At 47.5% G+C, this 11,046-nt stretch carries 15 protein-coding genes; 7 read left to right on the top strand and 8 right to left on the bottom strand.

Annotation, left to right across the window (positions count from 1 at the left end; genetic code table 11):
• Positions 1-101 precede the first annotated feature (101 nt).
• The 4 genes from KW821_RS21115 to KW821_RS21100 all read right to left on the bottom strand — a co-directional run bounded on the left by KW821_RS21115 (position 102) and on the right by KW821_RS21100 (position 2,386).
• Positions 102-524 (bottom strand): tetratricopeptide repeat protein, encoded by a 423-nt coding sequence (locus KW821_RS21115; RefSeq protein ID WP_218292816.1) that lies wholly within the window; start codon positions 522-524, stop codon positions 102-104.
• Between the two features lie 323 nt (positions 525-847).
• Positions 848-1,093 (bottom strand): hypothetical protein, encoded by a 246-nt coding sequence (locus KW821_RS21110; RefSeq protein WP_218292815.1) that lies wholly within the window; start codon positions 1,091-1,093, stop codon positions 848-850.
• Positions 1,094-1,393: 300 nt separating this feature from the next.
• Positions 1,394-1,573 (bottom strand): hypothetical protein, encoded by a 180-nt coding sequence (locus KW821_RS21105; protein WP_218292814.1) that lies wholly within the window; start codon positions 1,571-1,573, stop codon positions 1,394-1,396.
• Between the two features lie 237 nt (positions 1,574-1,810).
• A complete protein-coding gene (locus tag KW821_RS21100) occupies positions 1,811-2,386 on the bottom strand; it encodes a helix-turn-helix transcriptional regulator (RefSeq protein ID WP_218292813.1) in 576 nt (191 codons plus the stop codon).
• Between the two features lie 168 nt (positions 2,387-2,554).
• Between KW821_RS21100 and KW821_RS21095 the strand changes: the two genes are divergently transcribed.
• From KW821_RS21095 to KW821_RS21075, 5 genes are all read left to right on the top strand, one after another.
• A complete protein-coding gene (locus KW821_RS21095) occupies positions 2,555-2,770 on the top strand; it encodes a Cro/CI family transcriptional regulator (RefSeq protein WP_218292812.1) in 216 nt (71 codons plus the stop codon).
• 38 nt (positions 2,771-2,808) lie between these two features.
• Positions 2,809-3,198, top strand: coding sequence for a hypothetical protein (locus KW821_RS21090; protein ID WP_218292811.1), 390 nt, complete (start codon positions 2,809-2,811; stop codon positions 3,196-3,198).
• A gap of 4 nt (positions 3,199-3,202) precedes the next feature.
• The gene (locus KW821_RS21085) at positions 3,203-3,421 is read left to right on the top strand and encodes a hypothetical protein (RefSeq protein ID WP_050716671.1); all 219 of its coding nucleotides are present in this window, start codon (positions 3,203-3,205) and stop codon (positions 3,419-3,421) included.
• Between the two features lie 130 nt (positions 3,422-3,551).
• The gene (locus KW821_RS21080; protein WP_218292810.1) at positions 3,552-4,313 is read left to right on the top strand and encodes a helix-turn-helix domain-containing protein; all 762 of its coding nucleotides are present in this window, start codon (positions 3,552-3,554) and stop codon (positions 4,311-4,313) included.
• A complete protein-coding gene (locus tag KW821_RS21075) occupies positions 4,291-4,779 on the top strand; it encodes a hypothetical protein (RefSeq protein ID WP_218292809.1) in 489 nt (162 codons plus the stop codon). Before KW821_RS21080 ends, KW821_RS21075 begins: the two co-directional genes overlap by 23 nt.
• A 226-nt stretch (positions 4,780-5,005) precedes the next feature.
• Here the strand turns inward: KW821_RS21075 and KW821_RS21070 are convergent, their stop codons facing one another.
• From KW821_RS21070 to KW821_RS21055, 4 genes are all read right to left on the bottom strand, one after another.
• The gene (locus tag KW821_RS21070) at positions 5,006-5,572 is read right to left on the bottom strand and encodes a hypothetical protein (RefSeq protein ID WP_218292808.1); all 567 of its coding nucleotides are present in this window, start codon (positions 5,570-5,572) and stop codon (positions 5,006-5,008) included.
• Positions 5,572-5,958 (bottom strand): hypothetical protein, encoded by a 387-nt coding sequence (locus KW821_RS21065; RefSeq protein ID WP_218292807.1) that lies wholly within the window; start codon positions 5,956-5,958, stop codon positions 5,572-5,574. Before KW821_RS21065 ends, KW821_RS21070 begins: the two co-directional genes overlap by 1 nt.
• An 86-nt stretch (positions 5,959-6,044) precedes the next feature.
• Positions 6,045-6,569, bottom strand: a complete 525-nt coding sequence (locus tag KW821_RS21060; RefSeq protein WP_218292806.1) for a hypothetical protein — start codon at positions 6,567-6,569, stop codon at positions 6,045-6,047.
• Positions 6,570-6,654: 85 nt separating this feature from the next.
• On the bottom strand, positions 6,655-7,050 hold the full coding sequence (locus KW821_RS21055; RefSeq protein ID WP_218292805.1) for a hypothetical protein: 396 nt from the start codon (positions 7,048-7,050) through the stop codon (positions 6,655-6,657).
• A 614-nt stretch (positions 7,051-7,664) separates the two neighbouring features.
• Between KW821_RS21055 and KW821_RS21050 the strand changes: the two genes are divergently transcribed.
• Both KW821_RS21050 and KW821_RS21045 read left to right on the top strand, forming a co-directional pair.
• Positions 7,665-8,777, top strand: a complete 1,113-nt coding sequence (locus tag KW821_RS21050; protein WP_218292804.1) for an AAA family ATPase — start codon at positions 7,665-7,667, stop codon at positions 8,775-8,777.
• 18 nt (positions 8,778-8,795) lie between these two features.
• On the top strand, positions 8,796-11,003 hold the full coding sequence (locus KW821_RS21045; RefSeq protein ID WP_218292803.1) for a S8 family peptidase: 2,208 nt from the start codon (positions 8,796-8,798) through the stop codon (positions 11,001-11,003).
• Positions 11,004-11,046 lie beyond the last annotated feature (43 nt).

Genomic DNA, 11,046 nt, shown 5'->3' with positions numbered 1-11,046 from the left:
ATGTCTTTGGCCAGCTCAGCAGCCAGTGCTTTGAGTTTGTCTTGGTCCATTTGCTTACCCACGAAGGTATCCTTTTGAAAAAGTTACTTATTCGTGGGCGGTTACACAATTGGATTTACAGGCTCTTTTTGTGGCAGGCCCATCCCTTCGCTTTGCATCAATCCAAACTTCAACTGTGCCTCGGCATTACCTTGTTCCGCCGCTTTAGCTAACCAGCTGGCGGCTTGCTTATAGTTTAGGGTCACCCCCTGACCTTTCAAGTACATATGACCAAGTATGTATTGCGCATCAGCATTTCCCTGCTCAGCGGCTTTCAGAAACCAGCTAGCGGCCTTTGTATGGTCTTTGGCCACACCTTGGCCGTCATAATAAGACGCTCCGACAAGGTATTGAGCGTTTACATCACCTTTCTCGGCCGCAGTCATCAGTGTGGCCAGATCAGCCGACGTGGCCATAGCAACGGGTGCCGCCAGTAGTGATAACCCCAGTAATATCGTATTAAGTATCATCCTAGATCGACCCATAACCCCTCCTTGTTATTAGTAGGGTAATTATGGCAGTTAGCGGTGAGCTCATTACATTCTGCCCATCCCAAAACATCGCGCTGTTCACGCTATTTTGGGATGCCGGCTCGCAAGCCGGCACCCTTCACGTTCACACACCGCTTTCCGGTTTGACGGGTTATCGGCGCATCCCTACCGGCATCGGGATTTGTGGTTGTGAGCCGGTTCCAGGTTGTTAAAGAGCAAGCTCAGCCGAATTTGGCGTGAGCGAAGCCAAAGCATCCTTGCGGTGCTTGAGAAAGAGGCTTTGGCTACGGCGCTATCAGGGAAGCGCCAGGCCCGGGTCAGACGGCGTTGCGGTGGAACTCTGCGCGCCAGTGGAGGAGGGCGCTGTGCCTGGTGAAACCGGTGCTGCGAAGCTGGGCGGCCCGAGCTGCAACGATGTGGTGTTGCTCGGTGGCCATCATGGCCAGATGCAGGCGTTGCTTGATGACCCGACGACGGGCGGCGTTGCCGTTCAGTCGGTCGGCGATGGCTGCAATCATCTGGTCGGCGCGATACGCGGCTCTGGAAAAAATGCGCTTGGTCATGGTACATTTGCTCCTGTTGACGGGTTGGTCCTCGTTAACTCCTTCCTCGCTTTGGCTTGGATGGGTCCTGATTGTTGGGGTTGGTCCCCTGGCAATCTATCTTGGCCGGGGTGGTTCCCGGTCCTTCAAAGCCCGCCTTGTGCGGGCTTTGTCGTTCTTACGCGCTGGTCAGGCGCCTTCTACTTTTCCCTGGTTAGGGGCGGGTCCTGTTGCTGGTGGTCGATGATTCGTCTCAACCGGTTGAGCACTGACTCAATGCTCATGCGGTTGAGTGCTCCCGCGCTCGGCGGGAGCATCTGGTTACGCTGCAGCTTGCAGGCAGGCTGCACGGGCCTTGTGTTCTTTACCGGCCTTGGTCTTGACGGTGTAGAACAGGCCGCCACCGCGGCGTTTGCCGAGGTCAGTGATGTTGGTGATCACTGCCGGAACGGTGACGCGGGTCCGGGGGTTGGTGTACTGCACTGGATCGTTCACTTTCATGGTTGGTCCTCTGGTTTGGTTCAAGCGGGCTCTAAGTGAGGTGGAATCTTATCTATCGAACCGCAACTCAGGTGTTCTCGATAGTTGACGAGATAGATTGTTATCGATCGAGAACGATAGGTCAATACACGATCGTGAATTTTTCGAATAAAAAAGCCCCGCCTAGTGGCGGGGCCTGTTGGGATGCGGTTTAGCTGGTGCTATTGGTTGTGGATTAGCGGGTCTCTGAACGATGGCTCAACCTCTACGCTCAACCATTCTCCCAAGAATGATCACATCTTTCGAGGAGATTACAGGAAGGCGTTCATCATCAACACCAAAGGCCCACCCCTCAATCGCCGGTATGGCTCGAAGAAGTTTGGCTTGGTTGGCTCGAGTTATTTGCACGAGTAAAACTGCATCTGCTTCTATCTTGTTTACCCCAAGATCGATCACACATACATCGCCTTGCACGATCCCTTGCTTGGATAGCTGATCGTTGGGAGCTTCGACCCCAATAAGCGCTCCAGGCATTTCGGTGAGCAGCATTCTGTCTGAGCTGACAAGCGGGAGCGAATCAGTCGGGTGTTGCAACACTTCATCAATCGTGAGCACTGGTATTCGATAAACGCTATTTACCAAGTCGCTAACCACTTCAATAGACGGGCGACCGGTGTATAGCTCGATTGGATCTACCGATAGAGCTTTTGCGAGGCCGAACAAAGTGGAAACCCGAACGTCTTTGAGAGGGTTACTTAGAAGGTTTGACACAAGGGATTTGGATATACCGGCCCTCCTGGCTATCTCGGATACACCAAGACCTTGCTCTTCCATTCTCGCCCTGACTCGTTCGTTAAATGAAGGTTTCATGTCGCCTGCTGCAAGTTATCGATTGTGAACAAATTTTATGATGTATGTCGTTCTCATTGGTTGTTGAGTATTGCGTTCTCATTGGTTACGATAGTGAACGATTGCCAGTGACCCACACCAAGGACCCGACCAATGAAGAAGCAAGACGTGATTGAATATTTCGGCAATATGGCCCGTGCCACGAAAGCCATCGGCATCTCCCGCAGCCTTGCCGTGAAGTGGGATGAGGTGATCCCGGCCCAGCATGCAGTCAGTTTTGTCATTGCCAGCAATGGCGAGCTGCGCCTGGGACTGGAGGATTACCCACTGAACAAAGAGCAAGACCATCTCACCCAACAGGCCGCCTAACCACCGGCCTGAGTCATTACCAATAGAGGACCAACCCAATGGGACGACCAGCACTGTCTGATCACGAAAAAATGGATGCCATTTCTCCACTGCGAGTACGCGGCAACCCGGCACAGCGCCGCGTCTGGCAAGAAGTCGGCGCAGAGCTGCAGATGACTGAAACCTCATTTGCTCGCACCTCGTTACTGATCCTACTTAAAGCCATATCTCAGCACGAACCCCAGATCCTGACGAGAGCCGTCAAACGGGCCAATCGGAGCCTCATCGAGCAGGGTTACCCACCCGTCACCGTGGAAGAGATCCTGGATGGCTCTGGCCTGCCTGAGCGCGGCCTGCTGCTGTTCACTCCAGAGGATGAAGCGGTATATGACGAGGAAAGACCAAAGCGTCCCCTGCAAAAACTCATCAACTTCGTTCTCGGGAGGTAACCCTATGACTACGCAACCCAGGCCGCCGCGCCCTGCCTCACAACATGTCTGCTATCGGGACAACATCATCCTGAAAGCGGTTATGCACGAGCTGGCGCTTGAGCTGGATACCGCGCTTATCCCGACTGCGCACGCCGCCGGCACCGATCGGCAGGCATTGCGCCTGGCCCGTGAGCTTCAAGCACGCACCGTTGAGCGTGCCGAGGCCCAAGTTAGCGCTTAATCATCTCTCACACCCGACTTACCACCGGGTGTTATCAGGACCCAACGATGACCATCACAACCCAGGCCCCTGGGGCCGAACTCTTGCGCTATTGCCGCCATTCCTCACTGCTCGAGCAGGAGGTGGCAGCATGAGCATGCTACTGATGGCCAAGGCCATGAGCATCAAGGTGGGTAATCCATTGCGGAAGCTCGTGCTCATCAAGCTGGCGGATAACGCCAGTGATACCGGCGAGTGTTGGCCTTCTCACCAGCATATTGCCGATCAGTGTGAGATCTCCAGGCGTTCAGTCATTACCCATATTGAGGCGCTTTGTGAGACTGGGTTGCTACAAAAAAGCTCCCGCATTGGGCCTGCAGGTAAGCGATCTAACGTGTATATCCTGACGCTTGATGGTGCAGGAACCGCACATCCAAATGTGCAGGAGATTCACATGGTATGTGCAGCAGATGCACAGACCACTAGTGCAGGAGCTGCACATAGAATCAGTCACTCTTTAGAACCAGTCATTGATCCAAAGATCCCCCCTGTATCCCCCAAGGGGGAAAAACGCCCCGCAAGCGAAACTCCGCGTCGAGGTACCCGTTTGCCGAACGACTGGGTACTTCCAGGCGAGTGGGGGAGGTGGGCTATCCAAGAGACAGGGCTCCCCAGAGAGCGGATCCTGATGGAGGCGGCAACGTTCGCCGATTACTGGCAGGCGCTGCCGGGCGCCAAGGCGGTCAAACTCGACTGGGAGAAGACCTGGCGCAACTGGATTCGCCGGGCAGCCAGCTCGTTCCGAACCGCGGCACAGCGGAAGCCCTTGGCCAATATCCAGGCCGCCCAGCAGGCCGCTCAGGCACTCAGAGAGTCGGGGAGGGGAGACTATGACGACAGCACTCCGCTCTAACGAGGCGACGACCCTGAGCGCACCAGGGGACGCGCTGCAGGTCAGTGCTCGCATGGCGGTGTTCCTGGCCGAGGAGCTGCTGCCGCTGATGGCAGGACTATGGCCTGCAAGTGCCAACCAGTTGGACAGCAATGCCCGTGGAGTAGCGCTGGCCTGGGGAAGTCTGCTCAAGGGCTTCAACGCACAGCAAATCCGCGAGGCGATGCTGCAGCTTGGGGAGGATGCCGATCGGCAGTATGCACCGCGGCCGGCAGAGGTTAGGGCGGTGATCCAGCTGCGATGTCCTTCACCCCGAGCAGCCCCGGTGGGCTGTCAGGTGTCTATCCGGGCGTGTGAGATGGAGGCTGAGGTGCGGGTGTTTCAGCGGGATCGAACAGTGCCTGCCGATGCAGTGACCAGAGAGCTGGAGCAGGTTGTGGCCGAGAAGATGCGCCAGGGCGTGGCTGTGACGGGAAAGGTGGTATGAAGGCTCAGAGAGGAGGCCCTGCACAGCCCTGAGTTCTAGCAGGAGACGGGGCAACGGAGGGTTGCTAGCCTCAAGGCGTTGTTCAGGAAAGGAAGCGGTACACCGGCCTCAGGCCGGTGTTAGGTGATAACTAGAGCTGCACAGTCTTGAGGTGTCGTTTTATATGACTATCCTATAATCAGCCTAGTTCATTGAAAAACGTCTTTTCCCAAAGTTCGGTTCATGGCTATGTTTTATTAAGTTTTAAGTCCGCTTCTAAAACATTATTTATAGACTTTGATAATCCCTTTCCCTTTGGAGATGAGATAAATTTTATCCTATCATTATTATTGATCTCTTTAATGAAGTCATGTGGTATTTTTGAATTTATGATAATTATCAACTCGTCAATATCCTTGTTTTCTTTGAAATAATTTGAAATCCACTTTGCTTTAAATCTGTTGGCATTTGCTTTGGCTTCGATGCCTATTTTTTTATTATTATAATGCAGGAGGAAGTCAATGTTTTTTCCATGTGACAATTGAATTTTGTGTTTGCTGTGCGAGCGAATGAAGTCATTAAGATTTCTCTCTACTGTTTCTTCAAACTGTAACTCAGATTCGAATATATCCCGTATCTCCTCGTTTGAGGTATTTGTGTTGACAGTAAATTTAATAATTTTACCATTTACATCTTTTATTGAGATCTCATTCTCTAAACCTGAAAATATCTTATCTACAATAAATTTCTTGACAAGAAATGAAATGGCAGGAATTAATGAACCGGCAATTATAAGAGTGGATAATTCATCCATTATACTTTCTCCTTAATACCAGTTAATATTAAACTAATGCTGTAAAGTGTGCCACCTATGACAAGATGACTATCAAAGCCAAATGTTTTATCTAGCGGAAATATCAATGACATATAACATGACCATGTCCAGCTGAATAGAAAAACGAATACAAAAAACCACAAAAAAGGCATAAAGGCTGCTTCAGCTTTGGATATCGCTATTACATTTTCATGGCCTGGTATGGTCTTTTGTTTTGGTTTTATTAAAGGCATTAAAAAGGATAAGCCAGCTGCAGCAAGTGTTGGTCCAGCAAACCCCGTAGAGTCAACAGTGAGCATAGTTCGAAGTCCCCACTCGAAAATGAGCAGGGTTAATGGAAAACCATAGATTAGAACAGTATACATTCTTATACTACTTCCTAATTAATATATGTGATGTTCAAGTTAAGCATAGGCCTTAGCTGGTGATATTAAACTAGTTTGGCTTTCTGTTATTTACAGCCTGATAATTCCTCCCTCAAATTTAATTTCTTCTCTAATGAGCCGACAGATAAAAAATACTCCTGCTTTATTCCTGCAATGGAGTCAAAAATGTTAATAACGGCCTCTATATATTTACCCAGTCCTCCTTGAGGGTCGTGTTGAACTAATGCAGATTTACTCATGTGTGCCAAAAAGTAGTTCCTAGATTTTATTTTAAGGGGGTTAATCAGCTGGCGGTATTCTTTTAGCTTCTTATCTAACGATTTTGACAATATCGTTGGTATATCTTCCCTTACGCTACGCATAGCTTCACGCAAGGAATGATTGTTTTTATCATCATCATCCAGCCGACATAGACGTAGAATAATATCGTTTTCTAAAGTGCGGAGGCAAACCCACCAACGATGCATGTCAAAGCGTGAGCCAGAGCTGAAGTCGTAGTTATTTGCCATTTCTCTATATGTATAGTAGACAATTAATAAATTTAAACATTCGCTGGCGACAGCATCTAGCTCATCAGATGTGCGATTCATTTATATTATCCTTAATAACTTTTTGGCTATTTACTATCTATATACAGAAAGTTTGTAACAAGCTTGGTGATTTTCTGTTCAGCCATTACTCAAAATGAATGGTGTTATCTCTCCAGTCAAGCCCATCACCGATGGCATCGAAGGTGCTTTTAAGTGCCAAGGCATGAGTCTCACCTCTACCGTGGATGCCACAGTCCTGGCATTCACAGAGGTAGAATGTGTCGCTGATCTTGTAGGTGCTCAGTTCATGAAGGCCGCATTGTGGACAGTCTTCAGTCAGGAGATACGCAGCCTCTTTCTTTTTAAGCCATGCGTTCAGGATGACGGCATTGATTTCTGAGCGGGCTTTGTTGGTGGCTCCTCTCAACCGATCCTCATGATCACTAATCTCTTGCGCCAGCTGAGGATTGAACTGTCCGTTGACCCAGTTTGCCGGGTTCTCTTCCGGGAAGTCTTCAAAATACTCTGACCATTCACCCATAGGGTTTCTCCTTGTCAGCAGTGGATAAACATGTCCGTGTCGTTCCAATAGAAGGGTAGTGGAAACTAATGAAAAAATAGCTACCGCCCTTAGGTTACAGCCCCCAGATGCTGCTTTTGACCTGTGATCAGATGACAGTTCATTGTCATGGGTAGGCCTTGCATGGCGCTTGGGTACCGTAGAGGAATCGTAACTCATATGGTTCCGATTGTTGAGTGTAATGAGCACTGAATCAGGAGGGGATCACAGATTTTACAAAGTTCTGTAGGAAGGGGGGGTTGAGCATTTTTACGTCGAAGGAGCTAATGAGCCCTGGGTGGTACTGTAGAAACCATCCATGGGCATTTACAGGTAATCCGGAGTTTACGTGCTCAACCGCTTACATCACTTGAGTGTTTCACTGCTGCTGTCGAATGGCTTCATCTAATCGAGTCCGAAGGGAAGTCATACTAGGCGCGGACGATATGGCTACATAACAGATTTTTTTCTGTAACTAGTCACATCTTAATGCGCATTGGGTATGGTAAAGGGGTTGCTTGGTGGCTAGAATGCCATCCTTAATTTAGATTTAGTCATGCCACAGCACGTGGTGGCATGGAAGCGAGTGGAGCCCTATGATCAAGCCTGATGAACTAGTTTCGTTGTCTAAGTTAGCCCTGTCTGGCCGGGACTCTGATGTGCGCCTGTATCTTGGCAAAATGGTCAGGAAATTCAAAAAGTCATCTCCTGAGTTAGGTGGTCAACTCGAAGAGTTACTGAAAACCAGTCCAGCTCGCTCTGCATCCGTGATGCGAAGAGCTGATTCCACTTCCTATACAGGTGGTGGTATGCCGACAACATCAGGTGAAAATGACCTTCCTTTGTTAAAAACCTTTCCAATTGATGGTTATGTGGAAGAGCCAATGTTGGAGGATGGCCTGAAACAGGCGTTGCTTCAGGTCATCCAGGAGAAGAAATCTGCAGAGAAACTCAAAAAATTCGGATTATTACCTGCAAGCTCCTTGATTTTCCAAGGGCCACCTGGTGTGGGTAAAACAATGACAGCAAGATGGTTGGCAAACCAGCTCCAGCTACCTTTTTACGTGCTTGATCTCACCGCAGTGATGAGTAGCTATTTAGGGAAAACTGGGGCTAATCTTCGCGCCGTTATTGAGTTTGCTAAATCTCACCCATGTGTGTTATTACTCGATGAAATTGATGCTATTGCCAAGAGGCGCAGTGATGAAGCTGATGTGGGGGAGCTCAAACGATTGGTGACAATCATGCTTCAAGAGTTGGAATCGTGGCCTGCTGAAAGTTTGCTGATAGCTGCAACCAACCATCCAGATTTAGTTGATCCTGCGCTGTGGCGACGCTTTGATTTGGAAGTTAAATTTAGCAATCCATCTTTAGATGAAGCAAGAAAAGCAATTTCTTTCTTTTTAGGTAATGATGTCGATGAGTTTAAGCCTCTTATAGAATTGATACTGGTCAGCTTACAAGGCTCATCTTACAGTAATATTAGAAGAACAATTGTAAAGTTGAGGAAAATGAAATTATTAGACCCTGCTGGGTTTAATGATAAATTGGTTAAGATTTTAATCCCGGACATGGAACTAATGTCTAGAGCTGAAAAAATAGACCTGGCAGTGCGTTTAGTAACGGATTCCGGTTTCTCTCAGCAAAAAGCCTCAAATATATTTGGGGTAAGTCGAGATACAATAAGAAAGAAACTAGTAAAAAATTAACATTTTTTGAGGGGATATATGAAAAAGAAGAACTACATTATTGGGAATGGTGAGTTGTTAGCAAAATTAACTCCACCTCCAAAAATGAAACCTCCTTCGACAAGTTTATACACCTTGTCTGAAGTTAAGGCGAGGCTATCCCCTCAGTTAAATAAGCTTACAAGTGAGTTGGATACACTGGATCAAGCTCTCTGCCCTAAAGATTATGTTGTTACACGTCTGACCCTACATCCGTCTTTTATTGCAAAAGGTCATTTCCCATCTAAGTTGTTTAGAGAGATGGGGGTCTATTCTGTTGGCAGTAGGGCAACGACAGTAAGGCCAGATAAATGGACAAGGAAGGGAAAGCCTGAAGATAGTCCTACAACAAGCATATTTCTAGCTGGGCGCCGCTCACAAATAAATGATTTCAGTAAGCGGCTAAACGATTTCACAGAAGAATCTCCAGGTGCTGACGATCTGCTAAAAATTTGGAGCATAGACTCTGTTAATCGAAAATCCAAGGTTATGCCCGGCGACCTAAATGATAAAGGTGAATACGAAGTCGGACTTCATTTACTACCTGATCATACATCCGACTTCATCAAAACCTCGTTTTTGAATTATGCTGAGTCTATAGGTGTTGAGGTTCATGATGATATCTCTATAACAGTATCGAATTTATGGTTCCTTCCAGTAAAAGCCAACCGAGACCAAATAGAAAAGCTTGCGTTGCATTCGTTCGTCCGAGTCGTAAGACCAATGCCTGCGCTTAGAACATTCCTTCCAACTGTTCGTTCTATGCATGCCAATATACCTTTTGTAATGAAAGAGTCTCGTCCATTAGCCAATGATATTAGAGTTGCAATTTTGGATGGAGGCTTACCGGATAATCATCCATTATCATCTTTAATTAATGGATATCATGTTTCAGACCCTAACTCAAAAGAGTTGTCTGGTGGAGCAGAGCATGGTTTAGCTGTGACATCAGCTTTTTTGTTTGGACCCCTTCATCCATCTAAAGCTCAACGAGTTCCATTTTCTCTGGTTGATCACCACAGAATTCTAGACGATGACGTAAATAATGAAAATGAATTCGAATTATATAGGACGCTAGGTCATATAGAAGATATTCTTCTGTCGAGACAGTATGAATTCATTAATATTAGCCTAGGGCCAAACCTTCCTATCGATGATGATGAAGTACATCCTTGGACATCTCTCATCGATTCGTATTTAGCTGATGGGCAGACATTTGTTACCATTGCTGCAGGTAATAATGGAGAAAATGACTCAGCAACGAAGCTCAATAGAATCCAAGTTCCTTCAGATTGTGTCAATGCCATTGCGGTAGGCTCTGCAAATACAACAAATCTTTCTTGGGAAAGGGCAGCTTACAGTGCCGTTGGGCCAGGGAGGGCCCCTGGAAGGGTCAAACCAGACTTACTGGCATTTGGGGGGTCACATGATGAGTATTTCCATGTTGTAGGTTCCTCGAATACATCACCAGCGGTTCTACCTCAACAAGGAACTAGTTTTGCTGCACCATATGCTCTCAGGCAGGCTGTTGGTGTGCGGGCCATAATGGGACATGATATATCACCAATAGCTATCAAAGCCCTATTGGTTAACTCGGCTGTGACTTCTGACCATGATAAGTCAGATATCGGTTGGGGGAAAATTCCAGAGGATATTGAGAGTATTATTGAGTCACCCGACGGTGTTGCTCGGATCTTATATCAAGGCGAATTACAACCGGGTAAGTATCTGAAGGTCCTATTACCACTACCGACGGACGGGGTAATAGGAAAAGTGAAAATAAAAGCAACATGCTGCTTCTCTACATCTGTAGACCCGCAAGATACCTCAATGTATACAAAGGCTGGTGTAGAAATTAGTTGGAAGCCTAAAGATGGTGAAAAAAGTGAGGGGTTCTTCCAACAAGTTAAAACTGCCTCAGAGGCTGAACTGAGAAGAGATGCAGCCAAATGGGAAACAGTCTTGCATGCTGAAAAGTCCAAGATCGGGAACAAAATGGATAAGCCATGCTTTGAACTCCACTATATGGCTAGAGATGGTGGTGATCAAATTCCAGGGCATAAAGCACCATCGATCAAGTATGCATTTGTAGTGACGCTTGAAGCACCTAAGCATAAAGAAATATTCAGTGATATCTTACAGGCATACTCTGAAATATTGACAGAAATACAACCACGAATTGCTATTCAACCACAAGTTAATGTATAAGGTAATGGCCCCTGCAAGGGGCCTTTTTATTTATTTGTGTTTT

The organism is Aeromonas sp. sif2416 (assembly GCF_019218665.1).
Taxonomy (GTDB): domain Bacteria; phylum Pseudomonadota; class Gammaproteobacteria; order Enterobacterales; family Aeromonadaceae; genus Aeromonas; species Aeromonas encheleia.
This window is presented reverse-complemented; position numbering and strand designations above follow the sequence as displayed.

Excerpts from the sequence above, each read along its gene's own strand:
- KW821_RS21115 (WP_218292816.1), bottom strand. The coding sequence starts at position 524 with ATGGGTCGATCTAGGATGATACTTAATACGATATTACTGGGGTTATCA.
- KW821_RS21110 (WP_218292815.1), bottom strand. The coding sequence starts at position 1,093 with ATGACCAAGCGCATTTTTTCCAGAGCCGCGTATCGCGCCGACCAGATG.
- KW821_RS21105 (WP_218292814.1), bottom strand. The coding sequence starts at position 1,573 with ATGAAAGTGAACGATCCAGTGCAGTACACCAACCCCCGGACCCGCGTC.
- KW821_RS21100 (WP_218292813.1), bottom strand. The coding sequence starts at position 2,386 with ATGGAAGAGCAAGGTCTTGGTGTATCCGAGATAGCCAGGAGGGCCGGT.
- KW821_RS21095 (WP_218292812.1), top strand. The coding sequence starts at position 2,555 with ATGAAGAAGCAAGACGTGATTGAATATTTCGGCAATATGGCCCGTGCC.
- KW821_RS21090 (WP_218292811.1), top strand. The coding sequence starts at position 2,809 with ATGGGACGACCAGCACTGTCTGATCACGAAAAAATGGATGCCATTTCT.
- KW821_RS21085 (WP_050716671.1), top strand. The coding sequence starts at position 3,203 with ATGACTACGCAACCCAGGCCGCCGCGCCCTGCCTCACAACATGTCTGC.
- KW821_RS21080 (WP_218292810.1), top strand. The coding sequence starts at position 3,552 with ATGAGCATGCTACTGATGGCCAAGGCCATGAGCATCAAGGTGGGTAAT.
- KW821_RS21075 (WP_218292809.1), top strand. The coding sequence starts at position 4,291 with ATGACGACAGCACTCCGCTCTAACGAGGCGACGACCCTGAGCGCACCA.
- KW821_RS21070 (WP_218292808.1), bottom strand. The coding sequence starts at position 5,572 with ATGGATGAATTATCCACTCTTATAATTGCCGGTTCATTAATTCCTGCC.
- KW821_RS21065 (WP_218292807.1), bottom strand. The coding sequence starts at position 5,958 with ATGTATACTGTTCTAATCTATGGTTTTCCATTAACCCTGCTCATTTTC.
- KW821_RS21060 (WP_218292806.1), bottom strand. The coding sequence starts at position 6,569 with ATGAATCGCACATCTGATGAGCTAGATGCTGTCGCCAGCGAATGTTTA.
- KW821_RS21055 (WP_218292805.1), bottom strand. The coding sequence starts at position 7,050 with ATGGGTGAATGGTCAGAGTATTTTGAAGACTTCCCGGAAGAGAACCCG.
- KW821_RS21050 (WP_218292804.1), top strand. The coding sequence starts at position 7,665 with ATGATCAAGCCTGATGAACTAGTTTCGTTGTCTAAGTTAGCCCTGTCT.
- KW821_RS21045 (WP_218292803.1), top strand. The coding sequence starts at position 8,796 with ATGAAAAAGAAGAACTACATTATTGGGAATGGTGAGTTGTTAGCAAAA.